Below are 24,829 nucleotides of genomic sequence, written 5' to 3' on the forward strand. Positions count from 1 at the left end.
ATGAAGCCCGATCGCCCGATCTTCATCCTGGGCTGTCCCCGCTCGGGGACCACGATGCTGCAGCTGATGCTGCACGCCCACCCGCGCGTGGCCATCCCGCCGGAGACCCGGTTCATGGTCTCCGCCTACCAGCGGCGGCTCCAGTTCGGCGACCTCAACGACGCCGCGCACCGGCGTGAGCTGGGCGAATGGGTGGTCGACCGGCGCCAGTCACGCTTCCACGAGCTGGAACTGGACCGCGACGAGGTGCTCGACCAGATCGTCGGCGGGCCGCCGACGCTCGGCTCCGCGCTGGGCATCGTGCTGCGCGCCTACGCGGCCAGGCACGGCAAGCCGCGCTGGGGTGACAAGCGGCCCTCGTACTTCCAGTACACCGACGTGCTGCTGCGGCTGTTCCCCGACGCCCAGTTCGTGCACCTGATCAGGGACGGCCGCGACTGTGTGGCGTCGCTGAAGGAGATGCCCTGGTACAACGGGACCGTCTACAGCGCGGTCTCCGCCTGGGCCGAGGCGATCGACTTCGCCAGGCACGGCGCGCCGAAACTGCCGGGCGGCAGCTACCACGAGCTGCGCTACGAGGACCTGACCGCGGAGCCGGAGGCCCACCTGCGCAGGTTGTGCGAGTTCCTCGGTGAGGACTTCGCCCCCGCCATGTGCGACCCGGGCGCGATGGCCGGCATCGCCGTACCCGCACGCAAGACCTGGCACGCGCGCACCTTCGGCGAGGTGACCACCGCGCGGGCCGGTTCGTGGCGTGACCGGCTCGACCCCGGCGAGATCTCGCTGTGCGAGAGCGTGCTCGGGGACCGGCTGCAGACGTACGGGTACGAGCTCACCGGGGCGCCGAAGGCCGAGACCTCGCGGTTGATGTCCTACGAGCGGACGGCGGCCAGGCGGAAGCTGACCCGGGTGAAAAGGGTGACGTTCGACCGGCTGATCCGGCTCCGCGAGCCGAATCCGCTGGGGGCACGGCTCACCTCCGCCCAGATCGTGCTGGCCGGGGTGCCCATGCCGCGCACCGAGCCCGTCGCGGCCGGCAGGTGAGGGGCTTCTCGCCGATCCGGTACGTGATCGGCATCCGGCCGAAGAGGGCTTCCCGCCGGTGGTACGCGGTCAGAGGGTGATCCGGACAGGGGTTTCCGCCGGTCCGGGGGAAACTCAGCGGGTGATCTGGTCGAACAGGGCCTCCCAGCGGTCCAGGACGTGGTCGGGGCGGAACGCCTCGACGTGCGCGCGGGCGGCGGCTCCCAGCCGCCGCCGCTCCGCGGCCGAGGCGATCAGCCCGGCCAGCGCGGCGGCGAGCCCGGTCACGTCGGCCGGGGGCACCAGCACCCCTGTCTGCCCGTCCAGTACGAGTGACCTGAGCCCGCTCGACACGTCGAACGCCACCGAGGGCACCCCGTAGGAGGCCGCCTCGCCGACCACCAGCGGTAGCCCTTCGTGCTCGCTGGACAGCGCGAGCAGCGACCCGCCCGTGTACTCGTCCGCCATCCGGGCGGCGGGCACCGCGCCGCGGAACACCACCCGGTCGCTCACCTCGCACTCCGCGGCGTGCGACAGGAGCCGTTCCCGCTCGGCCCCCTCGCCGATCAGGTGCAGATCCCAGCCCTCGCTCGCCTCGCGACGGGCCTTCACGAGATCCGGGTGATCGCCGTCGCCCTCTGCGCCCTCTATGCCTCCGGGACCCGGACGGCCGCACGCCCGCGCGAAGGCCGAGATCAGCCGGTCGAACCGTTTCACGCCCTCCAGCCTGCCGACCCCGAGCACCCGGCGGGCGGTGAGGTCCGCGGTCCGCGAAGGCCAGACGGGCAGCGGGTTCGGGATGGACCAGGTGTTGGGCAGCAACGCGTGCTCGGAGAACAGCCACGCGTCCTCCTCGCTGAGGAACACCGCCTTCTCCAGGGCGCCGTAGTGGCCGCGGACCGAGCCGAGGTGCCACGATCCCCGCGCGTGCTCGTACGACCCGTGGTACTGCCCGATCGGCAGCAGTCGCTCGGGCAGCAGGTCCCCGATCCGGGTGACCACGCTGGGCGAGGAGAGCACCGCGAACCCCGGCCCCACCTCCCGCAGCAGCCTGTCGAGCGCCTGCCGCTCGCGGCGCCTGCCGAGTCGGGAGAGCCTTCCCACCGGAGCCCGGTGGATCACGTGACTGGTGTAGCGAGGCCGTTCCACATAGCGGAACGGCTTCTCCGACCGATGCAGCCCGATCACGTGCACCTCGCGGCCCCGTTCCGCCAGGCCCTGCGCCACGGTGTGGGTGACGCGCTGGACGCCGCCCAGGGTGTCGGCGTCCAGGCACGCGAACACCACCGCCCCACCGCGCCCGCCGGTCACCGCGACCGTCCGAGCAGCGGCAGGCGTGCCAGGTGCCGTGGCACGATCGGGGGACGTTCCCGCACGTCGGATGGGAGAGGGGCCTGGGCGTGCCGGGGGTCGAAGAAGGCGTCCACCACGTTCGCCGAGGCGTTCCCCTTCTCGTCGGCGCACCACGTCCTGCGGAACGCGATGTACCTGGAGGCGAACGCCGCCGTTGTCCCGTCGAGATCGCGTAGCACCTCGATCAGCTCCTCGGTCGTGGTGAGGCAGGGGCCGGGGGCGATCGCGGGCAGGTCGTGGTAGACGCCGCGTTCCACCCTGCGGTACTCGTCCCAGTCGTCGATCAGGAACAGCATCGGCCGCCCGGTGACCGCGTAGTCGCACATCAGCGACGAGTAGTCGGTGAGCAGCGCGTCCGAGAGCAGGATCAGGTCGTTCACCTCCGGATAGGAGCCCGCGTGCCGGACGAAGTGGCGCAGGTGCTCGGGCACCTCGAACCGCTCGACCGGGTGGGTCCGCAGGATCACCGTCCAGTCGCCGGAGAGGGCCTCGGCCATCGCGTCCAGGTCGGCCCTGACCGACTGCCCGGACCCCTTGGCCCGGTCGCGGTAGGTGGGGGCGTACAGCAGCACCCTGGACCAGTGCGGGATCTCCAGTCGCCTCCTCGCCCGCCCCGCCGCCTCCCGGTCGCCGCGCACGAGCACGTCACAGCGGGGAGAACCGTGCCGCAGCAACCGCCCCCGGTAGCCGTTGGAGGGCACGAAGACCCGCTCGAACTCGGCGCTGGGCGAGACCAGCGCGTCCCAGCGATCCACCGCGGCCCGCCAGGTCGCCCTCGGTCCGTCGAAGTCGGCGCGCAGGTCGGGCGCGTCGAAGCCGACCGACTTGATGCCCTGGCCGTGCCAGGTCTGCAGATATCGGGTGCCCGGCGGTTTCGGATAGGCGAGCGGCATGCCGTGGCTGTCGACCCAGTAGCCCGCCCTCGCCATGGTCCAGATGTGGCGCCAGCTCATCCGCCGTACCAGCCGGACACCGGAGGGAAAGTGCCCCCGCGCCGTGGCGGCCGACCACACCATCTTCAGCGGCGCGCCGCGTCGCCTGAGCTCCTCGTAGATGTAGCGCGGGTTCCCGGTGTATCCGGTGCCGACATCGGACTCGAACAGGGCGAGGTCCCTGCGCGCGGGCAGCACGGAGATCAGGCTTCTGTAGACACGGAGCTTCACCTCCGGCCCGCTCACCTTCCGCAGCAGGCGGGCGGCGGCCCGCTTGAGCCGGGGCAGCTGCCGCAGCAGCCCTTGACGGCGCCAGAGCACCCGCAGGAACGCGGCGTTCCCCTCCGCCTTGACGACGACCTCGTGGCACAGGACGGTCGTGCCCAACGGCGCGGTGGACGGGTCGACGAGCAACCGGTCGGCGGTGACCCGCCCGTCGGGGTTGAGGATCTCGATCACCGGGTCGTAGCGGCCCTCGAAGCCCAGCCGGCCGTGGTGGATCGTGGTGAGGTCGATCGTCGCCTCGCTCAGGTAACCGCCGTCCGGCTGCTCGCGCGGGTCCAGCCGCAGCCGATGGTTCCTGAACCGCAGGTACGCGGTCCAGCCGGGCGTGGCGGCGAGCACGCCGAACGGGTCGTACGTCGTGATCGCGAGCCTGATCAGCGAGCCCTTGCCGGTGAGGACCGCCTCGTGACGCAGCCGGGAGGCGCTGTAGGGAAGCTCGGCCATCCGGAGCGAGGTGATCTCCCGCCTCTCGTCGGGGACCGCGCCCCAGTAGGTGCGGCCCCCCTCCCGTACGGCCACGCGCGGCGGGGCCTTCGGGCCGTTCAGCGACCGGGCGGCCACCAGCAGCTCGTCGGGCCTGCCGTCGAGGATGAAACTGCAGCAGACCCGCATCAGCGGGTCGATCGTCTCGAACACCACCGGGTCGAGCTCCGCCAGGTAGGGCCGGACCACCGAGACGAACTCCTCGATCCACGCCGGGTCGCGCGAGGGCAGCGGGTTGAGATAGACCCGCAGGTCCTGGCGGATGAAGCGGCGCTGCCGCTCGTGCACCAGGTGGCCGAGGCCGTTGGCCCGCAGGATGTCGTCACTGAGGCGGGCCGCCCTGATCCTGGAGCGGACGTTCGTCATCTCCGTCAGGCACAGCGAGATCGACAACCGGGCCTCGCTCTCCGCCGAGGCCCGGTGCCAGACGTAGACCACCCAGGGGACCACGGCGAACCGCCGCGCCGCGCAGTACAGGGCGGTGGTGAAGACGTGGTCCTCGTAGTGCATGTCCTCGCGGAACGGCACCTGCCGCAGCAGCTCGGCCCGGTACAGCTTGTTGGTGCTGAAGGAGTCGAGGAACATCTCCGGCTCCTGGGCGATCCCCTCGACCGTCCTGCGCCTGGCGAACAGCGCGGGATAGTAGCGCGCGGTCTTCCCGCTCCGCTCGTACAGCCGGGTGATCTGCCCGGTGACGAAGTCCGCGCCGGTCCTCTCGATCTCCAGCAGCATGCTCTTGCAGGCGTGTCTCGTCAGCTCGTCGTCGCTGTCCAGGAACATCACGTACGGCGCCCGCGCCGCCGCCACGCCCCTGTTGCGCGGGACCCCGCACCCCCCGCTGTTGACCTCCCCGCGCAGGTAGCGGACCCTCGGGTCCTTACGCTGCAACTGCCGGGCCACCCGCTCGGTGTCGTCGGTGCTCGCGTCGTCCGCGATGATCACCTCGATGTCGCGCAGGGACTGCCGGAGTACGGACCGCACGGCCCTGGCCAGCCGTGGGGCATCGTTGTAGGTGATGACCACAACGCTGCATTCCGGGATATTGATCACGACTCGAGATATTCCCGGGAAAAAGTAGGCAGTTGTCCTACTTGTCCACTGATGACACTGTTTTTGGCGTTGTGTGGAACGAGTAACTCAGTTCTGGTCCTCTGGTCGCCGAGGCGTAGCCACGGCGTCAGGGCTGTGACGGGCCGCAAGGTGGCGAGGACGTCGCGCCCGCTACCCGACCTGACCTTGTCTCCCGATGTCCCCCGATTCGACGCCGGGCATCCCGAGCACGGCCCAGCTCGATGATGTTGTAAGGCTTGCGTACAAGGGTCTGACAACCTGGGCATTCGACCCGTTTTCGGAAGGCGAGTGACATGAGAACCACCCATGGACAGTCGACGGACCTCAACCGGAAGGCGATCGGTCTGCTGCTCGCTCCCGAGCTGGGCAGGAGTAATCCAGGTGCCGCCATCGATGTTCCGGACTCCGCCTGCGGAGTCGGTGGCATACTCGGCGTGACCGAGGAGCGCACCAGGGCACCCAAGGTATTCGAGCAGATCTGTATGGCGACGGCGCGGAGGGTGTGATGGAGCAGGCGGTGCCGTTCCTGAGGCGGGTGCGGGTGACCGGCTATAAGAGCATCGCCTCGTGCGAGGTCGTTTTCACCCCGCTGTTGGTACTGCTGGGTCCCAATGGGGCTGGGAAGAGTAATTTCGTTGACGCGCTCCGGTTTGTGGCGGACGCGCTGAATTCGACCCCGGCCGACGCTGTGGCCAAACACGGTGGGTTGGATGACGTGTTCCGGCAGGTGCCTGAACCCGTGGACGAGTTCACCATCTATCTGGAGTGCGTGATCGAGATGGCGGGCACGCTGACGCCGGTCGAGTACGGATTCACCATTGGCCGGGACTCCACGGGACGCCGACAGGTAGTGGTCAAGGAGGAGTGCTGCGTCATTCATAGGGGCGAGGGAGAGCCCGGATCCGGGGAGACCCGATTCGATGTGGCGGCAGGGCTGGTCACAGGTGAAGGAAACATCGAGCAGGATCGGCTCTACCTACCGTTAGCCGCTACTCGGGGAAACTTCAGTGATGTGTATTACGACCTCCGGGATATGCTTTTTCACCACTTGGATATCAATGAGATGCGGCAACCACAGTCGGATCAGCGGACTGGGGGGATCGGCTACTCCGGAGAGCACATCGGATCCGTGCTAGGAGAACTCGCCTTCAGGTATCCCGTGTTCAAGGCTCGCGTGGACGATTATCTCAAAGCGATCGTGCCGGATGCGCTGGGAGTGGACGAGCGGCTCATCGACAGATATTCGACCGTGGAGCTTCGCACTCGGGAAGGGGAGCGACCGTTCGGCCCTGAGGCCATCTCGGTCGGGACCTTACACGCGGCGGGTGTGCTCGCCGCGCTGTTCCAGCCCCTTGTGCTGGACGGGCAGACGAAACTGGTAGTGATCGAGGAACCGGAGACCGCGCTCCACCCTGCCGCCGCCGGTGCGTTGTTCGACGCGCTGACCGAGGCGAGCGAGCGTGTCCAGGTCGTGATCACCACGCAGAGCGCCGACCTGCTCGACCGTGACGACTTCGATCCGGCCTGTGTGCGGGTGGTGGCGATGAACAGCGGGGTCACCGTGATCGGCGAGATCGACGAGGTCAGCCGCCGTCTCGTCGAAGAAAAACGAACCACGCTGGGTGAGTTGATGCGCGGCGGCCAACTCCGACCTGAGGCGGGCGAATGACCGATCCGATCACCGTGTCCCCCCAGGTGACCGGTCCGGTCACGATCGCCGCCATCGTGGAGGGCGACGGCGAGGTGTCCGCGCTTCCCGTCCTGCTCCGCAGGATCGCTGCAACGCTCTCGGTGTGGAACCTACGGATTCCTCAGCCTCGCCGTATCCCGCGGAGCAAGCTCATCGCTCCCGGCGGAGTCGAGAGCGCCGTTCTCCAGGCTTCCTATCAGGTGACCGGTGCCGGCGGGATCCTGCTGCTGATCGACTCGGACGACGACTGCCCGGCCTCCCTCGGCCCCGCGCTCCTGGAACGGGCCCGTCAAGCGCGTGGTGACCGGGAGATCTCGGTCGTGCTCGCTCATCGGGAGTTCGAGGCGTGGTTCCTGGCCGCCGCGGCGTCGCTGTCCGGCTGCCGAGGTCTCGTCGACCCCTTGGATCCGCCTTCGAATCCGGAGGGGATTCGTGGTGCCAAAGAATGGCTCTCCTCCAGGAAGAACGACGGCACGTCGTACCGGCCGACTGTGGACCAGGCAGAGCTGACCGACGTCTTCGATCTGGAGCAGGACCGTAAAGCCGCTCCTTCCTTCGACAAGTTCTGGCGCGATATCGAACGGCTTCTGCGATGCGAGGTCTGACCGATCGCGGAAGCCCCGGCCGACACCGACGTGTGTTTCCGAGCCGACGCCTCCGGGATCTTTCTCGTCTCCGCGAGTGCCGCCCCGCTCGCGACCGGCAAGGGGGAACACGAATCGGTATAGGGGCTGACGCCCGCGTTTGATGGCTCGCCGGGTGTTCTGGGTGCGTGATCTCCGTCGGGGAACTCGCCCGCTCTGATGGCCTACACGGCTTCCAGGGCCTCTATCGGCCCAGGTTCGCCATGACTCTTGAGGGAGGACATGAGTCCAGAATCTAGGCTGATCTTGTTGTGCGGGCTGCCCGGCTCGGGGAAAACGACACTGGCCAGGCACTTGGCGAGAGAGCTTCCAGCGGTGCGGCTGTGTCCGGACGAATGGATGGCCGATCTCGGCGTCGACCTGTTCGACGAGAATACCCGCGACCAGCTTGAGCGGCGGTTTTGGGAGCACGCTCAGGATCTGCTGAGGCTGGGACAGAGTGTGATCTTGGAGTTCGGCTTCTGGGCGCGTGCCGAGCGCGACGAGAAGCGTCTGGGGGCCCGCGCACTCGGTCTTCCCGTCGAACTGCACTATCTCGCCGCGCCGGTCGACGAGCTGTGCCGCCGTCTGGAGGCCCGCAACCGGGAAGGGGCACCCGGGACGGTCCCGATCAACCGCGAGCTGCTTGAGGAGTATGCGGAGATCTTCCAGGCTCCGGACGCCGCCGAACTCGCTCTTTTCGATGAACCGCTTCTGGGTCGGCGTGGATGAGACGATCGACCGGCAGACTGAAAGTACTAGAAGAAGTCCGCCGCTATAGGGCTATTTTCAACCATTTACGTGCTTCGGCGAAGTCCGCTGCGGCTTCCCGGGTGATGATTGAGGACATAGCCAAGCAGCTATGACGACAGGAGATGACAGCGGCGTGTCCCGATCAGATCTGTCCAATGTCAACTGGCGCAAGAGCAGTCTCAGCGGTAGCGACCACAACTGTGTGGAGGTCGCCTTCCTGAGCGGTGGCGCTGTGGCCGTCCGTAACTCCAACCATCCCGATGCCGGAACAGCGGTGTTCACCCCCGCCGTGTGGACGGCCTTCATCGATCGCGTCAAGAGTCACGAGTTCGACTCTTAACCAAAGAGGTACGGGCCTGTTCGATCGAAGACCAGGACCTTCTGCTCCGGCAGGACGTCGGACGACGTCGAAAAGTGCGTCTACTGAGAATCGCGGGAGACGCTCTGCCAGTTGGTCAGTGCCGTAGGGCGCGGCGGATCAGCCAGGTGAGCAGGATGAGGGCCGCCAGGGCGGCGACCAGGGGGCCGATGCGCTTGAGCAGGGGCATGCCCGCCACCTCCAGGAGGTTCAGGGCCTCCTCTTCTGGGCTGAGCGAGGTGCGCGAGGTGCCCGCGGGGTGGCTCTGTCGGGACTCGGCCTCCTCGTTGACGGAGAGGCCGGGCGGTGTGGGCACCGCACTGAGGTGACGTCCCGGTGCCGCCGGGGCGCCGGGGGCGTTCAGTCCTTCCGGGCCGCCGGGGCCACCCAGTCCGGACGCCGCCTCAGGGGCCGCCGGGCCACCGGGGCCTTCCGCGCCGTGGCCGGTGGAGCCCGCGGGGCCGGGGAACGCCGAGCCGGTGGTGCCGCTCTCCGCGTCAGGGCTCCCGGCGCCGGGGGGTGTCGAGCCCGTCGAGTCCGAGTCGGCCGGACGTGCCGGGCCGGGACCCCAGCTCTCCGAGATCGCCGGAACGTCGTCGGCCGCCTCCGGCTTCCCGGCCGCGCTCCGGCCGCCCACGCCGGTCGTTTCCGTGGCGGAGCCCTCGCCCAGCAGACGGGAGAGGTTGGCCTCGAACTTGTCGATCAGCTTCCCGCCCACCTCGGTCAGCACGCCCCGGCCCGCCTGGGCCGGGCGGCCGGTCACGTCGAAGGAGGTGTCGACGGTGACCCGGGTGTCGCGCCCCTGGGGGTGCAGGCGCGCGACGACCGTGGCACCGGCCGTGCCCGGACCTTTGGCCTCCTTGCCTGAGGCCCTGATGGTCATGGTGTGGGTGTCCTCGTCCACCTTCTCGAAGGCGACGTCACCCTGGTACGTCACCGTGACCGGGCCGATCCTCATCTTCATCCGGCCGGTGTAGGAGTCGCCCTCGGCCTTGTCCACGGCGGCACCCGGCAGGCAGGGCGCGATCCGCTCGACGTCGAGCAGCACCGGCCATGCCTGCTCGACAGGCAGGGGAACCGTGAACTCGTGCTCGAACCGCATCGCCATCGCTCCGCTCCTTGCCGGTCGGCCGCTGTCGCGACATTACGACTACACGGGGGCGTATCGCCAGTATGCCGCCCTGGAGTCCCGTTGGGCCCTCACGGCGGTCCGTGTCCACGCTCCGGATTCGTGTCCTTTCCTTCCTACTGCCCGCGTTGGCGAGGGCGATGCGTCCAGCCGTGCGGTCAGACCGGCGGGTTGTGGCGGGAGTACTCGGTGAACCTCCAGCGGAGCGGGCTGGCTTCCGGTACGCGGACGACCCGGCCCACCTCGAACCTGACCAATCGCTCCGCGCCCGGAACGCTCCCCGGATCCCAGTCGATGCGGGCACGTCCGGTCAGGTGCAGGGCGTCGCCGCCCTCCCAGTCGAGAAAGAGCAGGCCGCAGCTGTCGTCCAGCTCCAGGTTCCCCAATGTCATGTACATGGAGTTGCCGACGTACTCCGGCCAGACCAGCCGCCGGTCGTCCAGCACCCGGACGAACCCGGGATTGCCGCCCCGATGCGACAGGTCGGTGCCGAGGCCGGGCGCGGTGGTGGCGACGAAGAACGTGTCTGCGCCCTCGATCCAGGCCCGGTCGTCGTCGCCGAACGCCGTCGCCGAGGAGAAACCGGCGGGGGCGGCGTCGGGAGAAGCGGAGGTCCCTTCATGGAGATCGGGTGAGCCGGGAGTTTCCGGGGAGTCTCCGTGGGGATCGGCGGAGCCGGGAGTTCGGGAGGTGGGTCCCACCGGTTCCGTGACGATCTCTCGTGCCTGGATGTACTTGGGACAGTTGGCGTACGTCTGCTCGGTACGGACGATCAGCCGGTCGCCCTGCCGCGAGACCGTGCCGTTGATCCGCATCCTGCGTCTGCTCCGCGGCTCGATCGCGAGCATCCCGATCTGGCCCCCGTCCAGCCCGGTCAGCGGGTCGTGCTCGCCGGGCACCGCGTCGATCACGACCGTCCGCTCGTCCACCGCCTCCGCGAATCCCTCGGGCCCGGTCAGGACGGACGCCCACAGGAGCCCGTCCCGTCCCGTCGCCCCGATCAGCAGCATCCGCTGTCGCCCCAGGAACTCGGCCGCCACCGTCGGGATCTCCGGCCGGGTCCTGGCCGAGCCCAGCGCCACCGCGCGGACCCCGGCCCTTCGCTGGACCGCGAGCTCTCCGGCGTGTTCCACGGGCATCTAGAAGAAGCCGCAGGTAGGAGCGGCGGCCACCGGTACGGGAGAGCCTTCGACGCCCGTGGGCGTGTAGATCTCCAGCCGGATCCCGTCGGGGTCCTCGAAGAACACGCCGCCCGAGGACGCGCCCTCGCCGTGCGCCACCACGCCGTCGTGGTGGAGCGTGGCGCCGGCCTCCCTGATCGCGTCCTCGGCCCGGCGGACCGCATCGAGGTCCGGAACCTGGAAGGACAGGTGGTGCAGGCCGGGCAGACCGGTGGCGAAGCGGCCCTCGCTCTGCTGCCAGAGGGTGAGCATCAGCGTGCCGTCGAGACCGAGGAAGGCGTACCTGCGGTCGGCCTCACCGGACTCGGCGAGGACCTCGAAGCCGAAGATCTTCAGGTAGAAGTCCCTGGACCTGTCGAGGTCGGAGACGTTGAGGCCGACATGGCCGGTCTGGAAGGTCATCTGATCTCTCCCGTCAGGTTTTCTAACGGATCGGTCCGTTAGTTTGGCTGCAGGATGAATCTAACGCATAACTAGCATTTTTCCCATTATAAATTTGTGGTGTAAATCACAATAGAGAAGACCTCGATGTGAGATCGCGGCGGCGGGTGTGAGTTCGGCGCGGGTGTCGCGGGTGCGGCCCGCCTTGGACGCGGACGTGAGGTGGGTCGTCCCGGCACCGGCCCACGTCGTTCCGTGGCCGGGGTCCGGTGCCACCTCACGTCGTTCCGTGGCGGAGGGCTCGGTGCCGCCTCATGTCATTCCGCGCCCGGGGTCTCGGTGTTGGTTCGCGTTGTTTCGTGGCCGAAGTTCCGGTGCCGGTTCCGCGCCACCTCGCACCCGTGCCTGGGGAAAGGGGGAGCCGCCGCGGTGACGGCTCACGTGTCACTCGTGAGGGAATCCGGAGAGGGATCAGCCGTCGCGGTGCTGGTGGTAGTGGCGGGCCGCGCGGGCACGATTGCCGCAGCCGACCGAGCACCACTCCTGCCGGGCGTGGTCCTTGAGGAAGTAGAGCACGCAGCGCGGCGCGGGGCAGGTGCGGAGCCGCTCCCGCTGAGGCCCGGCGAGCAGTTCGATCGCCGACGTCGCGAGGGCCGCCCGGATCCGCTCCGACTCCGTGACCCCGTCGCCATGGACGCTGCGTGCCCGGGGGACGCCCTCGGCGGGCCACTCCAGCCGCGCGGCGAGCGGCACGGCGAGAGCCGCGGCGTTGACCAGGTCGAGCGACTCGGCGAAACCGGGAAGCCGGTGCGCGTCCGCGCCGCTCGCGGCCCCCGGTTTCACCGCCCTGGCGAAGAGCGCCCGTACGGCCTGCCGCAGCTCCACCACCTCGACCCGCAGCCGCTCAGAGGCGACGAAGTCCGAGTCGATCCCCAGTTCGGCGGCGTGCGCCCGGCCCCACGCGGTCATGCCCGCCACGTCGGCGAGCGTGTCCGTGAGGCCGGCCCGCGTCGCGCGGACGGTGCTGACGAACTCCAGGGCGGACATGCTCCGACTCTAATGCCTGATCTGGCGTTTCACCGTTAGGTCCTGTTCAGGGGCGGATCTTCAGCCGGGTCGGCCGCGGCCCCGCGTGCCGCTCGGCGTGGGTGCGCCTGCTGTGGCGACCCTGGAGCGCCCGCCGCCGGATGAGACGCCGGCCTTCTAACGCCGGACGGACTTGACCAGGATGGTGACCAGGCCCGCGAAGCCCAGGCCGCCCACCAGGATCGTGAGCATGACCAGTGGCGAGACGGACGGCTCGCTGATGAAGACGATCCCGGCCGCGATGAAGACCACGCCGCTGAGCAGGGCCATCCAGTCGGTGCGGTGTACGCGACGCTGCTCGGCCCTGTCGATGTCAGGCCGCACGGCGCACCTCCACGTCCCCGATGCCGGCCTTCACGTTCAGCACGATGGTCGCCACGTCGCCCTTGGGGGGCACCTCGGGCTCCAGGATCTTGTTGTGCGCGATGTCCGCCCCTCCCTCCACCGCGTGGTCGATCTTGATGTCGCCGAACCTGGTGGCGCTGTTCACCTCGACTCTGGCCGTCGCGGGCAGGATCACGCTTATCGAGCCGACCGAGATCGAGACGTCCACGATGGTCCGTGAGCCCTGGGGCAGGACCAGGTCGCTCAGGTCGAGTCTGCCCGCTCCCACGCCCACCGAGTAGTCGCGGGCCACCTCGGACAGGGTGACGGGCCGCCAGTCGAAGTCGCCGAACTTCTTCGGCATGCCGCCCAGCGTGGGCCCCGCGACCAGGGCGATCGACAGGATCGTGCCGGTCGCGACCAGTCCCGCTCCCCGGCCGAACCAGGTGGCGACCAGCAGGCCGGCGCCGATGACGACGAGTACCGCGCCGCCGACGACCGTCATGTTGACCGATCCCGAGGCGGACTGGATCGCCACGATGACCCCTCCAACGATCATGGCCAGACAGATGGTGATGCTCCCGACGAGCGACCTGGGCCGTCGCGGGCCGGGTGGTGCCACCACCGGCCCGCCGTACGCGGCCGGGTCGTAGGGGGAGTAGGGCTGCCGCCTCCGGGGATCCAGAGGCTGGTAGGGGCCGTACGGCGAGAAGGGCGCGCCGGAGGAGTCGAAGGACGGCCTCGTGTGGGCGTAGTACGGGTCCTGCGGGGTCTCGCCGCGTGCCTCCCGCGGTGGCATGGCGGGACCGGGGGGCATACCCGGCGCATGCTCGGTGGGGCTTTGCGGGGTGGAGAGCGGATGGGACGTCGTGGAGCCCGGTCCGGCCTCGGGCGCGTACGGCTCCGTGACCGTCTCACCACCCGGCCGCGGCGCGGCGTGAGCGGCGTCTTCCGCGGTGGTGCCGGCGTGAGCGGTGTCTCCCGAGGTGGTGCCGGGAGGGCCTGCCGTCGGAGCTTCGGCGTACGCGGTGGGGCCGGTGGCCCAGGGCGCGGCGGCGTGGGCGGCCGGGTCCCGTTCGCCGACTCCGGGCGGTCCTGCGGGGGTGGACGGGCCCGGCCACCGGCCGGGCGGGTGCGGGGTGCGGCGCCTGCGCAGCCGATCGGGCAGGGACCTGGCCACGGCCAGCAGGTCGACCCCGCGGGAGTGGGCGGCGAGCAGGGCGATCGCGAACACCGTGCCGACCACGACCGTGCCGGTGCCGATGCCGTCCGAGGAGACGTTGACGATCAGCCCGAGGGCGAACAGGCCGGTGAGCAGGGTCAGGACCGTCTCGCTGTCGAAGTCGCGCCGGGTCCACTGCTCAAAGTAGCCGGGGCCGCCGTCGGTCTCGCGCATCAGCAGGAACGCCGCGAGGTAGAGCATGATGCCGATACCGGAGCCGAGCACCAGGACCGCGAAGCCGACCCGCAGCACCACGGGATCGATCTGGGCGTATCTCCCCAGCCCCGCGCAGACGCCCGTGAGCATCCGTCCCTCGTTGCTGCGCTTCAGGCCGTGTTCCTCGAAACGCTCCTCGGAGCGCTTTGCCGAGAAGGAGGAGGCGGACGGCGAGCTCGCCGGACCATGGGCCCGCCCGGTGTCGTTCATATGGTCAATCGTGGCCTTTCCCGGTCCGTGACGCATCCGGGAGACCCCTGAGTCGTCCCGGAGGGGGGATGCCTCTCTCAGGGTCGCTTCAGGGGAACGCCTGATGCAGTGGCAGGCTGATTCATGTGACGATGCTGACGATATGGCTGACCGACAGACAGTTCGTGATTCGGCGCCCGTGACACCCGAAGAAGCCCCTTTCCCCCGCCTTGTGCGGCCGGTGGAAGGACGGCTGATCGCAGGGGTGGCCCAGGGCGCCGCCGCCCAGCTCCGGCTCGACCCGGTCGTGCTGCGGCTGACCTTCGTGCTGCTCACCGTTCTGGGCGGGTTCGGCACCCTGGCGTACGCCGCGCTGTGGATGTTCACCCCGCGCGAGCCGCACGAGGGCAGGGAGCCTTCGAGGGACTGGAGCCAGCTCGCCGCGTACGGCGCGATCGGGCTGGCGCTGACGGCCCTGGGCTGGCTCACCGGCGCCTCGGAGACCGGGATCGGGGCCTGGCCGCTCGCCGTGGGCGGCATCGGTTCGCTGATCCTGTGGCAGCAGGCCGACCCCGACCGGCGGCAGCGCTGGATGAACCACACGGTCGGGCAGGTCCGCCAGAACCGGGTCCGTACGTTCCTCGGGCTCGTGCTCGTCGTGGTCGGCGCGATCGGCTTCCTGGTGGCCAACGACGAGTTGGGCAAGGCCCGTCCCGGCATCGTGTTCACCATGGTGGTCGTGGGCGGCGTCGCGCTGATCGCGGCGCCCTGGCTCGCCGCCCTGTGGAAGGAGCTTCAGCGCGAGCGCCGCGAGCGCATCCGGCAGGAGGAGCGCGCCGAGGTGGCCGCCCACGTGCACGATTCGGTGCTGCACACGCTGACGCTCATCCAGCGCAACGCCCAGGACCCGCGCGAGGTGATGCGGCTCGCCCGCTCCCAGGAGCGGGAGCTGCGCAACTGGCTCTACCAGCCCCAGCAGGACGCCGACGCGTCGGTGGCCGCGGCCGTGCGGCGGGTCGCGGCCGAGGAGGAGGACGCGCACGGGGTGCCGATCGAGGTCGTCTGTGTCGGCGACGGCCCGCTCACCCCCGAACTGTCCGCGATGATGCAGGCCGCGAGGCAGGCCATGGTCAACGCCGCGAAATACTCCGGTGCCGAGGTCGTCTCCGTGTACGCCGAGACGGAGCCGGACGAGGTCACCGTCTTCGTCAGGGACCGGGGGGCCGGGTTCGACATGAGCGAGGTGCCCGAGGATCGTATGGGTATCCGCCAGTCGATCATCGGCAGGATGGAACGCCACGGGGGCAGCGCCCGGGTGCGGACCGAGCCCGGCGAGGGCACGGAAGTGATGCTGACCATGAAGCTGGAGAAGACGTGAGTATCGAGCGAGCCGAAGTCGTGCGGCCGGCCGGAAGGCGGACCTCGGGACCGCGAGGGGAAGTCCGATGAGCGTGGTGAAGGTCCTGATCGTCGACGACCACCGTCTGTTCCGTTCCGGGGTACGGGCCGAGCTCGGAGACTCCATCGAGGTGATCGGGGAGGCCGAGGACGTGGAGTCCGCGGTCAAGGCGATCGCCGCCCTCGGGCCCGACGTGGTCCTTCTCGACGTGCACATGCCCGGTGGCGGAGGCCAGGAGGTGCTGCGCCGGGTCCTCGGCTCCGGCTCCACGGTGCGCTTCCTCGCCCTGTCGGTCTCCGACGCGGCCGAGGACGTGATCGGCGTGATCCGGGGCGGCGCGCGGGGATACGTGACCAAGAACATCAGCGGGCGGGAGCTCACCGACGCCATCCGCAGGGTGGCCGAGGGCGACGCGGTCTTCTCGCCGAGGCTGGCGGGGTTCGTGCTGGACGCGTTCGCCTCCAGCGAGGCCCCGCCGATCGACCCCGAACTCGACTCGCTCACCCAGCGCGAGCGCGAGGTCCTGCGGCTGATCGCCCGGGGGTACGCGTACAAGGAGATCGCCAAGGAGCTGTTCATCTCGGTGAAGACCGTGGAGACCCACGTCTCGTCCGTGCTGCGCAAGCTGCAGCTCTCCAACCGTCACGAGCTGTCCCGCTGGGCCACGGCGCGCCGCCTGGTCTGAACCTTCACCCCCTCCTGTACGAGCAGTTACTTATGTGCGACTCTGCGAAGTATGGGACGCGATGTACCCGCGATGGTGTTCAGCCGCGAGGACCGGCGGCGCTACCGGGACAAGGTTCGGCGGTGCCTTGACGTCTTCGCGCAGCTGCTGCGCGAGTCCAGGTTCGAGTTCGACAGGCCCCGGGCCGGGCTGGAGATCGAACTCAACCTCGTGGACGAGCGCGCCGAGGCCACGATGAAGAACACCGAGGTGCTGGAGGCGATCGCCGAGCCCGACTGGGGGACCGAGCTGGGCCAGTTCAACGTGGAGATCAACGTCCTGCCGGAGTCGCTGGAGGGAGACGGCGCGGCCCGGCTGGAGAAGGTGATCAGGGACCGTCTCAACCACGCGGAGGAACAGGCCCGCACCGTCGGCGGGCACATGGTGATGGTCGGCATCCTGCCCACGCTGCGGGAGAGCGACGTCCACGAGGGCACCCTGTCGGCCAACCCCCGCTACAAACTACTCAACGAGCAGATCTTCGCGGCGAGGGGCGAGGACCTGCACCTGTCGATCGAGGGCGACGAGTCCCTGGAGACCTACGCCGACAGCATCACCCCCGAGGCCGCCTGCACGAGCCTGCAGCTGCACCTCCAGGTCAGCCCCGAGGCGTTCGCCGCCAACTGGAACGCCGCCCAGGCCATCGCGGGCCCTCAGGTGGCGCTGGCGGCCAACTCGCCGTTCCTGTTCGGCCGCAGACTCTGGCAGGAGACCAGGATCCCGCTGTTCGAGCAGGCCACCGACACCCGCCCGGTGGAGCTGAAGACCCAGGGCGTCCGGCCCCGGGTGTGGTTCGGCGAGCGGTGGATCACCTCGGTCTTCGACCTCTTCGAGGAGAACGCCCGCTACTTCCCCGCGCTGCTGCCCCTGTGCGACGAGGAGGACCCGCGCGAGGAACTGGCACGCGGGATCACCCCGCAACTCGGTGAGCTGACCCTGCACAACGGCACCGTCTACCGGTGGAACCGGCCGATCTACGCGGTCGTGGACGGCACCCCGCACCTGCGGGTGGAGAACCGGGTGCTGCCGGCCGGGCCCTCGGTGGCGGACGTCGCCGCCAATGCCGCCTTCTACTACGGGCTCATGCGCGTCCTGCCGCACGCCGAGCGCCCGGTGTGGACGCGCATGTCGTTCGCCGCGGCCGAGGACAACCTGCACGCCGCGGCACGGTACGGCCTGGAAGCCAGGCTCTTCTGGCCGGGGCTCGGCGAGGTGGCCGCGTCCGAACTGATCCTGCGCCGCCTGCTGCCGCTCGCCCACGAGGGACTCGACCTGTGGGGCGTGGCCCCCGAGTCCAGGGACCGGCTGCTGGGGATCGTCGAGCAGCGCTGCCTGACGGGCACGACCGGGGCGAGCTGGCAGATCGACGCGGTGAACGCGTTCGGCGACCTCGAAAGGCACGAGGCGCTGCGCCGGATGACGTTGCGGTACATCGAGAACATGCACACCAACGAGCCCGTCCACACCTGGCCGTCCCCCTGAACCCCGGTCGTGGCGATTCCGCGCGCGGGGAGCGAGACTCCGTCACGATGGATTCATGAAAGCGTTCTCTTTTCTCCTGGTGCTCGTGCTCGCGGCCGTCACCGCCTGCGGGAGCGTCGGGGAGGGGCCGGAACCGGAGGCCGGTCCCGCCGGTGAGCGGGCCACGCCCAGCACGCGCGGGGAGACGTTCGAGTCGGACGTCGAGCTGGCCAGGGAGCTCACCGAGGCCTACTGGAAGCAGACCTTCTCCGCGGCGGGGCTGACCTACCGCCCGGTCGCCGCGTTCACCGCCTACCAGGGAGAGAACGGGCCCGACTGCGGCGGGCAGCCCTCGGTGCCGAACAACGCCTTCTACTGCCCGGTGGGGCACTTCATCGCCTACGACGAGAACTGGATGAACGATCTCTACGAGCGGATGGGCGACGGCTCGGTCTACGTGATCATCCCGCACGAGTTCGGCCACGCGGTGCAGGCACAGCTGAATACCGCCTTCCGGCTGAGCATCGAGCAGGAACTCCAGGCCGACTGCTACGCGGGGGGAACCCTGGGAGCGCTGGTCAAGGGCGGTGCGCTGCAGACCGAGCCGGGCGACGAGGACGAACTCCTGCTCAACCTCGCCGCGGCCGGCGATCCCACCGACGACTGGCTGCGCCCGGACGCCCACGGCACGGCGGGGCAGCGCCAGGAACTGTTCGTCAAGGGCTACAACCAGGGAACGAGCGCCTGCTGAGGCGCACCGGGAGCCCCATCACGCGGGAGCCGAGAGGGCCGGGGCCGGGGACCACGTCCGCGATGGTCTCGCTCGGTTTCACGCCCGGGCGTCCGGAGCCGCCGCGTGGGAGCCGGAGAAGTCACCGGGGGGGCACCCGCCTGACCAGGCCGCGACGAAAGTACGCCGCGATGAGTACGCATGAATCCGCCGGGAGGTTGATGCCGGGCCGTCCCGGTCCACCTACGCTGAGGGCGGGGAGCGACCAGGGGGTGATGGCATGCGGATGACGGTGCGAGAGATCGGCTGGGCCGCGCGAGGTGCCTGCGGTACGAGCGATCCCGAGCTGTTCTTCCCGCTGACGCAGTCAGCCGAGCACGAGGCGCGGGCGAAGGCGGTCTGCGAGCGGTGTCCGGTGCTGCAGGAGTGCCGGGCCTACGCGCTTCGCGCGGCCGAGCCGGAGGGGATCTGGGGTGGCCTGACGGTGAAGGAACGACGCGGCCTGCGCTTTCCCGACGGGTGGCGCCAGGCCGCCACGGGCCCGGCCCCCGTCGCGTAGCCTCGAACCAACCGGATTCGTGCCGGATCGGCGGGGATCATCGAAGGCGCGGGGCGGGCCCGAGGTCGCGATCCCCGGCGCGGCCCGGCAGGCGGGGCGCGAGACGACGTCCGAGGGAGTCGTGGGCATGGAACGCGAGCCGGGGCGAGCCGCCCGTGCCGGATCCGAGGCGGTGCCCGGCGCTCTACCGGGCACACGGGCGGGCACACTGGCGGGCACGGTGGCGGTACTGGTGGCGGCGAACGTGCTCAACAACCGCCTGGCGCCGAGGCTGGCACCGCTGACCTCGGCCGCGGCCACCGGCGCGCTGGTCGTCATGGCCCGCCGTTCCGGGCTCTCCTGGGCCGAGCTGGGGTTCCACCGGCGTTCGCGGGGCCTGCGGATCGGTGGCGCGCTCGCCTCCGCCGTGGCCGGGGCCTACGCCGCCGGCATCGCCGTGCCGGCCACCCGCAGGTTCTTCCGCGACGAGCGCGCCCTGTCCCTGTCGCGCGCCCGCGCGCTGGAGGAGGCCCTGATCCAGGTGCCGTTCGGCACGGTCCTGCTGGAGGAGGTCGGTTTTCGCGGGGTGACGCACGCCCTCGTCGCCCGCTCGCACGGCCACGGTACGGCGACCGCCGTCTCCTCGGTCCTCTTCGGTCTCTGGCACATCCTGCCCGCCGTCGACATGATGGCCGCCAACCCCGCCCTGAGCCGCCTGGCCACGGGGGAGGCCCTCAGCGCCCCCGGCGCCCCCGGCGCCCCTGACGTTCCCGGTGTCCCCGACGCCGCGGGCTCCGGTGGCTCCCGTGGCTCTCGTACGGAGGGGACGGGAGGCGAAGGCCCCGGCGTACCGGTCGTCCTCGCCTCTCGCGCGCGGGGAACGGGAGGCGAGGAGGGCTCCGGCGTACCGGCTGTGCCCGCCGGACCGGACGCACCGGGCGTACCGCAGGGCCCGAGGAGGGCGCCCGCGTGGCAGGTGGCGCGCGTCGTGGCCGGGTCGGTGGTCACGACGGGCCTCGCCGGGGTGCTCTTCACCGAGCTGCGCAGGAGGGGCGGTCTCGCCGCTCCCGCGCTGTTCCACGTCGCGACCAACTCCCTGGGCTACCTGTTCGCCCGCCTCGCCCCGCCGGAGGAGCCGGCCTCGGGCCGCGGACCGCTGCCGAGGTGACCCCGCGCAGGCGGGTCCGGCCGTGCTCTCCCGGTCTCGGCCTCCGGCCGTGCTTTCCCGGCTCTTCCCGGGCCGTGCCCTCCCGGCCTGCGCGCGGGGAGATCAGACGGTGATGACCCGCTGGAAGGCCTCGACGTAGCGACCCTCGCCGAAGCCCGCCTCGGTGGCGATCTGTGAGAAGCGGCCCCGCAGGAAGTCCTCGAAGTCATCCAGGTGGTCGATCTGGCTGGCGTGGGCGCGCAGGGCGGCGAGCTTGCGGTCGAAGGTGTCGGTGACGTCCACGTAGTGGTCGGGCGTCGGGCCGCCGTTGAGCCAGACCTCGCGGACGGTCCACGCCTCAAGTCCCTCGTCGAGCAGCAGCGAGGGGAAGGTGTACGGGTTGCGCGCGTCGGGATAGACGGCGTCGAGGGTGCAGCCGCCGACCGCCCGGTGGTCGGGGTGGCTGGGGGCGATGAACCGGTGGTTGCGCTCGGGACTGTGGGTGATCACCAGGTCGGGCCTGACCTGGCGGATGACCCGGGTGATCTCGCACCGCAGCTCCAGGCTCTGCACCACGGTCCCGTCGTGGCGGCCGAGGTAGCGCACGTCGGTCACCCCGACGGCCTTGGCGGCGTTGGACTGCTCGGTCCGGCGAAGCTCGGCCATCCCGGTGTTGTCCAGCTCGCGGTCGAAGCCGCCGGCGTCACCGTCGGTGACCACGCAGTACGTCACCTCGACACCTCGCGCGGTGAACAGCGCCATGGTTCCCGCGGCGGCGAAGTCCACGTCGTCGGGATGCGCGGTGACCGCGAGCACGCGGCTGATCTCGTTTTCCGAAAGCATGGGAGGACCCTTTCGTTTTCCGCGTACCGCTCGGTCATCACAACCGTGGGCGAGTCCACCCGCATTCCTTGACGACGACTGGACCCGGTTGTCGGTCGGTCGTTCTAACCTAGGGGACGTGTCGATCCCAGCCTCTTCCCTGACCCATCCGTTGCTCGACGGGCTCAATCCTCAGCAGCGCGAGGCCGTCGTGCACCACGGCAGCCCCCTGCTCATCGTCGCGGGTGCGGGTTCCGGCAAGACCCGGGTGCTCACCCACCGCATCGCCTACCTGCTGGGTGAGCGGGGCGTGCAGCCGCAGGAGATCCTGGCGATCACCTTCACCAACAAGGCCGCGAGGGAGATGAAGGACCGGGTCGACCGGCTCATCGGCCCGCGCTCGGCGGCGATGTGGGTGATGACCTTCCACAGCGCGTGCGTGCGGATCCTGCGCCGCGAGGCCAAGCGCCTCGGCTTCCCTTCGGGTTTCTCCATCTACGACCAGGCCGACTCCCAGCGCCTGATGGCGATGGTCTGCCGCGAGATGGACCTCGACCCCAAGCGTTACCCGCCGAGGTCGTTCTCCGCCCAGGTGAGCAACTTCAAGAACGAGCTGATCGACTACGAGACGGCGGCGGCCCAGGCGTCCACCCATCTGGAGCGCAAGCTCGCCGAGGCGTACCGCAACTACCAGCAGAAGCTCACCGAGGCCGGAGCGATGGACTTCGACGACCTCATCATGCTGACGGTGACGCTGTTCCAGATCTTCCCCGACGTGGCCGAACACTACCGGCTCCGCTGGCGCCACATCATGGTCGACGAGTACCAGGACACCAACCACGCCCAATACACCCTGATCCGCGAGATCGCGGGCCGTCCCGAGCCGCGCACCGCCGACGGTGACGTGGTCAGGGAGGGCGGCGAGAGCAGGGTCGCTCCGGCCGAGCTGTGCGTGGTGGGTGACGCCGACCAGTCGATCTACGCCTTCCGCGGTGCGACGATCCGCAACATCCTGGAGTTCGAGCGCGACTACCCGGAGGCGAGGACGATCCTGCTGGAGCAGAACTACCGCTCCACCCAGACGATCCTGTCCGCCGCCAACGCGGTGATCTCGCGCAACGCGAGCCGCAAGCCCAAGAACCTCTGGTCCGACCAGGGCGCCGGGGCGAAGATCATCGGCTATGTCGCCGACAACGAGCACGACGAGGCCATGTTCGTCGCCCAGGAGGTCGACAGGCTCACCGACGACGAGGACGTCGTTCCCGGCCAGGTCGCCGTGTTCTACCGGACCAACGCCGCCTCCCGGGTGTTCGAGGAGATCTTCATCCGGACCGGTCTGCCCTACAAGGTGGTGGGCGGGGTGCGCTTCTACGAGCGCAAGGAGGTCCGCGACCTGCTCGCCTACCTGCGCTTCCTGTCCAACCCGAACGACGTGGTCTCGCTGCGTCGCATCCTCAACGTGCCCAAGCGCGGCATCGGCGAGCGGGCCGAGGCGATGGTCGAGGCGTTCGCGACCAGGGAGCGGATCCCCTACTGGGAGGGGCTGCGCCGGGCGGACGAGGCGCCGGGCATGGCCACCCGCTCGCTCAAGGCCATCGGCGAGTTCGTCGCGCTGATGGACGAGCTCATGGTGAAGGCCGACGACATGACGCCCTCGGAGCTGGCCCAGGAGGTGCTGGTGAGCACCGGTTACCGCCTGGAGCTCACCGCCTCCAACGACCCGCAGGACGAGAGCCGCCTGGAGAACCTGGACGAGATGATCTCGGTCGCCTCAGAGTTCGAGGAGGCGAATCCCGAGGGCACGCTGGTCGAGTTCCTGGAGCAGGTCTCCCTGGTCGCCGACGCCGACCAGATCCCGGCGGCCGACGGCGGCCAGGGCGTGGTGACGTTGATGACGCTGCACACCGCCAAGGGGCTGGAGTTCCCCGTGGTGTTCCTCACCGGCATGGAGGACGGGGTCTTCCCGCACATGCGCTCTCTCGGCGAGCCCAAGGAGCTGGAGGAGGAGCGTCGCCTGGCCTATGTCGGCATCACCAGGGCCGAGCGGCGCCTCTACATCTCCAGGGCGGCCGTCCGTAGTTCCTGGGGCTCACCCGCGTTCAACCCGGCGTCCCGGTTCGTCGCCGAGATCCCGTCCGAGCTGGTCGACTGGCGCAGCGACCCGGAGAAGAGCGCCTGGAGCGCCGCCACCCGCCGCGACTCCCGCCCCGCCCCGGCGAGGAAGCCCGGCGGCAGGCAGATCCCCAACCTCACCCCCGGTGACCGGATCACCCACGACCAGTTCGGTCTGGGCACGGTGGTGTCGGTGGACGGCGTCGCGGAGAAGACCAAGGTCAAGATCGACTTTGGTGGCGGGGGAGAGAAGACCCTGCTGCTGGCGTACGCGCCGCTGGAGAAGCTCTGACCCGCGACCGGCGATCCACGCTGGGCTGACTTGCTCCACGGCCCGGAGAGCTCCGTTGCTTCGATCTTCGGGACCCGCGTGTCCGGCACCGGATGACGATGCCGGACGTCGACCGACCGTAATCGGGCGAGAGGTGCCGGGAGCCGGGGTGTCCACGTCGGAGGTGTCCGATGAGTGCCCGGCTGTCGCGCGCCGGGCACTCATCCCGTCCGAGATGCCCTCGGTGATCGCCTCGGACCGGTCTCCGAGTCGTCGATCACCTCGGGCGGCGTGCGGTTCAGCCCTTGAAGATCTCTCCGATGGGGTCCTCCGGCGGGGAGGTGTCACCGATGAGCTCGTCGAACTCGACCACCTGGCCGGCGGGCGGCGCCTTGATCGTGACCTTGGTGCCCCAGCCGGTGTAGCGGGTGTCGTTGACGTAGGACAGCTCGGTGCTGTTGAGGCCCCGGGTCGACTCCGTGTACGACGACACGACCCGGCGGACCAGCTGGTCGGAGCCGACGTAGATCTTCCAGGTCACCGGGAGCGTCGCGGACCTGCCGGTGGGCTTCTTGACCAGCATCGCGCGCACCGCGGGAGAGACCTTGAAGAGCTCGGCCAGCGTGATCGTGCCCGAGTGGACCGTGGTCCGGGTCCCGTCCCACGTCCCGCCGGGACGCTTGGCGGTGGTGCGGGCCAGGGTCGCCCGCAGCGTGGCGGGCTCGACAGTGCTGATGATCTGCTGGACGGCGCTGACCAGGTAGGCCGTGTCGCCGCGAGTGCGCAGCCACTTCTTGCCCTCGGGCATGGACTCGGCGAAGATGCCGCCCGAGGTGTAGGAGACGCCCTTCAGTGAGATCGTCCGCGACGGGGTGAACAGGCCCTTGAGCTCGCCATCCTCTGCGGGCAGGTTGAACTTGGTGGTGAGGTCCGAGGCGACCAGGCCGGTCCTGCCGAACTCCAGCACGCCGCTCCGCCGGGTGAAGATCGCCCGGTGCTTCTTGCCCTCACCGACGACTTTCGTGTTCTCGGTGAGCTTCACGCCCCTGTGGGTCCTGAAGTGGCGCTTCAATGCCGAGACCGGGTCGGCCGCCGAGGCCGTCGCGGCCGGGGTGGTCTTCGCGCTCGCCGGAGTGACGGCGACCAGCGTGGGAGCGATCAGAGCTGCCACGGTGGCGCCGGTGAGGGCGGCGATCATTCGCCTCATCGAGGGGGTCCTCCCGTATGTGTCCTCGCGTCGTCGCTGAGGGCGGAAGAAGATTCTTGCCTATATCCCGAAATATCGGATCAAGAACCGCCGAAGCTGGCGAGTCCCGTGTGACCGAA

At 69.8% G+C, this 24,829-nt stretch carries 23 protein-coding genes; 13 read left to right on the forward strand and 10 right to left on the reverse strand.

The window, feature by feature from the left end; all coding sequences use genetic code 11:
• Entirely contained in the window at positions 1–1,044 is a 1,044-nt protein-coding gene (locus ACFY3V_RS16285) for a sulfotransferase (RefSeq protein WP_350943384.1), read from the forward strand.
• A gap of 114 nt (positions 1,045–1,158) precedes the next feature.
• Here the strand turns inward: ACFY3V_RS16285 and ACFY3V_RS16290 are convergent, their stop codons facing one another.
• Together ACFY3V_RS16290 and ACFY3V_RS16295 are read right to left on the reverse strand one after the other, a co-directional pair.
• Entirely contained in the window at positions 1,159–2,334 is a 1,176-nt protein-coding gene (locus tag ACFY3V_RS16290; protein WP_389773952.1) for a glycosyltransferase, read from the reverse strand.
• Positions 2,331–5,126, reverse strand: coding sequence for a CDP-glycerol glycerophosphotransferase family protein (locus ACFY3V_RS16295; RefSeq protein WP_389773955.1), 2,796 nt, complete (start codon positions 5,124–5,126; stop codon positions 2,331–2,333). The genes ACFY3V_RS16290 and ACFY3V_RS16295 overlap by 4 nt, the downstream gene beginning before the upstream one ends.
• A 314-nt stretch (positions 5,127–5,440) precedes the next feature.
• On the opposite strand from ACFY3V_RS16295, the gene ACFY3V_RS16300 reads away from it, so the two are divergent.
• From ACFY3V_RS16300 to ACFY3V_RS16320, 5 genes are all read left to right on the forward strand, one after another.
• Positions 5,441–5,653 carry a hypothetical protein gene (locus tag ACFY3V_RS16300; RefSeq protein ID WP_362896123.1) on the forward strand — a complete coding sequence of 71 codons (213 nt, stop codon included), beginning with the start codon at positions 5,441–5,443 and terminating at the stop codon, positions 5,651–5,653.
• Positions 5,653–6,816 (forward strand): AAA family ATPase, encoded by a 1,164-nt coding sequence (locus tag ACFY3V_RS16305; protein ID WP_389773959.1) that lies wholly within the window; start codon positions 5,653–5,655, stop codon positions 6,814–6,816. Before ACFY3V_RS16300 ends, ACFY3V_RS16305 begins: the two co-directional genes overlap by 1 nt.
• The gene (locus tag ACFY3V_RS16310) at positions 6,813–7,442 is read left to right on the forward strand and encodes a DUF4276 family protein (RefSeq protein WP_389773962.1); all 630 of its coding nucleotides are present in this window, start codon (positions 6,813–6,815) and stop codon (positions 7,440–7,442) included. Before ACFY3V_RS16305 ends, ACFY3V_RS16310 begins: the two co-directional genes overlap by 4 nt.
• A 261-nt stretch (positions 7,443–7,703) precedes the next feature.
• The gene (locus tag ACFY3V_RS16315) at positions 7,704–8,192 is read left to right on the forward strand and encodes an AAA family ATPase (protein WP_362896129.1); all 489 of its coding nucleotides are present in this window, start codon (positions 7,704–7,706) and stop codon (positions 8,190–8,192) included.
• Between the two features lie 154 nt (positions 8,193–8,346).
• Positions 8,347–8,553 (forward strand): DUF397 domain-containing protein, encoded by a 207-nt coding sequence (locus ACFY3V_RS16320; RefSeq protein WP_362502782.1) that lies wholly within the window; start codon positions 8,347–8,349, stop codon positions 8,551–8,553.
• Between the two features lie 115 nt (positions 8,554–8,668).
• Here the strand turns inward: ACFY3V_RS16320 and ACFY3V_RS16325 are convergent, their stop codons facing one another.
• From ACFY3V_RS16325 to ACFY3V_RS16350, 6 genes are all read right to left on the reverse strand, one after another.
• Complete coding sequence (locus tag ACFY3V_RS16325; protein ID WP_362896131.1) at positions 8,669–9,679, reverse strand: SRPBCC domain-containing protein; 1,011 nt, start codon at positions 9,677–9,679, stop codon at positions 8,669–8,671.
• A 179-nt stretch (positions 9,680–9,858) separates the two neighbouring features.
• Complete coding sequence (locus ACFY3V_RS16330; protein WP_389773967.1) at positions 9,859–10,839, reverse strand: pyridoxamine 5'-phosphate oxidase family protein; 981 nt, start codon at positions 10,837–10,839, stop codon at positions 9,859–9,861.
• On the reverse strand, positions 10,840–11,283 hold the full coding sequence (locus ACFY3V_RS16335; protein WP_362896135.1) for a VOC family protein: 444 nt from the start codon (positions 11,281–11,283) through the stop codon (positions 10,840–10,842). It abuts the gene before it with no gap.
• A gap of 450 nt (positions 11,284–11,733) precedes the next feature.
• Complete coding sequence (locus tag ACFY3V_RS16340) at positions 11,734–12,309, reverse strand: ABATE domain-containing protein (RefSeq protein ID WP_350943401.1); 576 nt, start codon at positions 12,307–12,309, stop codon at positions 11,734–11,736.
• 156 nt (positions 12,310–12,465) lie between these two features.
• On the reverse strand, positions 12,466–12,672 hold the full coding sequence (locus ACFY3V_RS16345; RefSeq protein ID WP_350943403.1) for a hypothetical protein: 207 nt from the start codon (positions 12,670–12,672) through the stop codon (positions 12,466–12,468).
• The gene (locus tag ACFY3V_RS16350; protein ID WP_389773972.1) at positions 12,662–14,320 is read right to left on the reverse strand and encodes a PspC domain-containing protein; all 1,659 of its coding nucleotides are present in this window, start codon (positions 14,318–14,320) and stop codon (positions 12,662–12,664) included. Before ACFY3V_RS16350 ends, ACFY3V_RS16345 begins: the two co-directional genes overlap by 11 nt.
• Positions 14,321–14,462: 142 nt before the next feature.
• Between ACFY3V_RS16350 and ACFY3V_RS16355 the strand changes: the two genes are divergently transcribed.
• The 6 genes from ACFY3V_RS16355 to ACFY3V_RS16380 all read left to right on the forward strand — a co-directional run bounded on the left by ACFY3V_RS16355 (position 14,463) and on the right by ACFY3V_RS16380 (position 20,319).
• Positions 14,463–15,677 carry a PspC domain-containing protein gene (locus ACFY3V_RS16355; RefSeq protein WP_350943406.1) on the forward strand — a complete coding sequence of 405 codons (1,215 nt, stop codon included), beginning with the start codon at positions 14,463–14,465 and terminating at the stop codon, positions 15,675–15,677.
• A 67-nt stretch (positions 15,678–15,744) separates the two neighbouring features.
• Positions 15,745–16,383, forward strand: a complete 639-nt coding sequence (locus tag ACFY3V_RS16360; RefSeq protein ID WP_350943408.1) for a response regulator transcription factor — start codon at positions 15,745–15,747, stop codon at positions 16,381–16,383.
• 51 nt (positions 16,384–16,434) lie between these two features.
• Entirely contained in the window at positions 16,435–17,904 is a 1,470-nt protein-coding gene (locus ACFY3V_RS16365) for a glutamate-cysteine ligase family protein (RefSeq protein ID WP_389773976.1), read from the forward strand.
• A gap of 55 nt (positions 17,905–17,959) precedes the next feature.
• Entirely contained in the window at positions 17,960–18,634 is a 675-nt protein-coding gene (locus ACFY3V_RS16370) for a neutral zinc metallopeptidase (RefSeq protein ID WP_362896148.1), read from the forward strand.
• A gap of 259 nt (positions 18,635–18,893) precedes the next feature.
• Complete coding sequence (locus ACFY3V_RS16375) at positions 18,894–19,172, forward strand: WhiB family transcriptional regulator (protein WP_362896150.1); 279 nt, start codon at positions 18,894–18,896, stop codon at positions 19,170–19,172.
• Positions 19,173–19,299: 127 nt separating this feature from the next.
• Positions 19,300–20,319: a CPBP family intramembrane glutamic endopeptidase gene (locus ACFY3V_RS16380; protein ID WP_389773981.1), complete on the forward strand. Its 1,020-nt coding sequence runs from the start codon at positions 19,300–19,302 to the stop codon at positions 20,317–20,319.
• A 102-nt stretch (positions 20,320–20,421) separates the two neighbouring features.
• Here the strand turns inward: ACFY3V_RS16380 and ACFY3V_RS16385 are convergent, their stop codons facing one another.
• Positions 20,422–21,141 carry a PIG-L deacetylase family protein gene (locus ACFY3V_RS16385; RefSeq protein WP_350943416.1) on the reverse strand — a complete coding sequence of 240 codons (720 nt, stop codon included), beginning with the start codon at positions 21,139–21,141 and terminating at the stop codon, positions 20,422–20,424.
• Between the two features lie 118 nt (positions 21,142–21,259).
• Between ACFY3V_RS16385 and pcrA the strand changes: the two genes are divergently transcribed.
• A complete protein-coding gene (gene pcrA, locus ACFY3V_RS16390) occupies positions 21,260–23,524 on the forward strand; it encodes a DNA helicase PcrA (protein WP_389773985.1) in 2,265 nt (754 codons plus the stop codon).
• 277 nt (positions 23,525–23,801) lie between these two features.
• Here the strand turns inward: pcrA and ACFY3V_RS16395 are convergent, their stop codons facing one another.
• On the reverse strand, positions 23,802–24,710 hold the full coding sequence (locus ACFY3V_RS16395; protein WP_350943419.1) for a hypothetical protein: 909 nt from the start codon (positions 24,708–24,710) through the stop codon (positions 23,802–23,804).
• Positions 24,711–24,829: the final 119 nt, after the last annotated feature.

This window comes from Streptosporangium sp. NPDC000095 (assembly GCF_042899335.1).
In the GTDB taxonomy this organism is placed as follows: Bacteria; Actinomycetota; Actinomycetes; order Streptosporangiales; family Streptosporangiaceae; genus Streptosporangium.

What these genes read in the sequence shown, in the direction of transcription:
- ACFY3V_RS16285 (WP_350943384.1), top strand. Translation starts at nt 1, where the DNA reads ATGAAGCCCGATCGCCCGATCTTCATCCTGGGCTGTCCCCGCTCGGGG.
- ACFY3V_RS16300 (WP_362896123.1), top strand. Translation starts at nt 5,441, where the DNA reads ATGAGAACCACCCATGGACAGTCGACGGACCTCAACCGGAAGGCGATC.
- ACFY3V_RS16305 (WP_389773959.1), top strand. Translation starts at nt 5,653, where the DNA reads ATGGAGCAGGCGGTGCCGTTCCTGAGGCGGGTGCGGGTGACCGGCTAT.
- ACFY3V_RS16310 (WP_389773962.1), top strand. Translation starts at nt 6,813, where the DNA reads ATGACCGATCCGATCACCGTGTCCCCCCAGGTGACCGGTCCGGTCACG.
- ACFY3V_RS16315 (WP_362896129.1), top strand. Translation starts at nt 7,704, where the DNA reads ATGAGTCCAGAATCTAGGCTGATCTTGTTGTGCGGGCTGCCCGGCTCG.
- ACFY3V_RS16325 (WP_362896131.1), bottom strand. Translation starts at nt 9,679, where the DNA reads ATGGCGATGCGGTTCGAGCACGAGTTCACGGTTCCCCTGCCTGTCGAG.
- ACFY3V_RS16330 (WP_389773967.1), bottom strand. Translation starts at nt 10,839, where the DNA reads ATGCCCGTGGAACACGCCGGAGAGCTCGCGGTCCAGCGAAGGGCCGGG.
- ACFY3V_RS16335 (WP_362896135.1), bottom strand. Translation starts at nt 11,283, where the DNA reads ATGACCTTCCAGACCGGCCATGTCGGCCTCAACGTCTCCGACCTCGAC.
- ACFY3V_RS16340 (WP_350943401.1), bottom strand. Translation starts at nt 12,309, where the DNA reads ATGTCCGCCCTGGAGTTCGTCAGCACCGTCCGCGCGACGCGGGCCGGC.
- ACFY3V_RS16350 (WP_389773972.1), bottom strand. Translation starts at nt 14,320, where the DNA reads ATGAACGACACCGGGCGGGCCCATGGTCCGGCGAGCTCGCCGTCCGCC.
- ACFY3V_RS16355 (WP_350943406.1), top strand. Translation starts at nt 14,463, where the DNA reads ATGGCTGACCGACAGACAGTTCGTGATTCGGCGCCCGTGACACCCGAA.
- ACFY3V_RS16360 (WP_350943408.1), top strand. Translation starts at nt 15,745, where the DNA reads ATGAGCGTGGTGAAGGTCCTGATCGTCGACGACCACCGTCTGTTCCGT.
- ACFY3V_RS16365 (WP_389773976.1), top strand. Translation starts at nt 16,435, where the DNA reads ATGGGACGCGATGTACCCGCGATGGTGTTCAGCCGCGAGGACCGGCGG.
- ACFY3V_RS16370 (WP_362896148.1), top strand. Translation starts at nt 17,960, where the DNA reads ATGAAAGCGTTCTCTTTTCTCCTGGTGCTCGTGCTCGCGGCCGTCACC.
- ACFY3V_RS16375 (WP_362896150.1), top strand. Translation starts at nt 18,894, where the DNA reads ATGCGGATGACGGTGCGAGAGATCGGCTGGGCCGCGCGAGGTGCCTGC.
- ACFY3V_RS16380 (WP_389773981.1), top strand. Translation starts at nt 19,300, where the DNA reads ATGGAACGCGAGCCGGGGCGAGCCGCCCGTGCCGGATCCGAGGCGGTG.
- ACFY3V_RS16385 (WP_350943416.1), bottom strand. Translation starts at nt 21,141, where the DNA reads ATGCTTTCGGAAAACGAGATCAGCCGCGTGCTCGCGGTCACCGCGCAT.
- ACFY3V_RS16395 (WP_350943419.1), bottom strand. Translation starts at nt 24,710, where the DNA reads ATGAGGCGAATGATCGCCGCCCTCACCGGCGCCACCGTGGCAGCTCTG.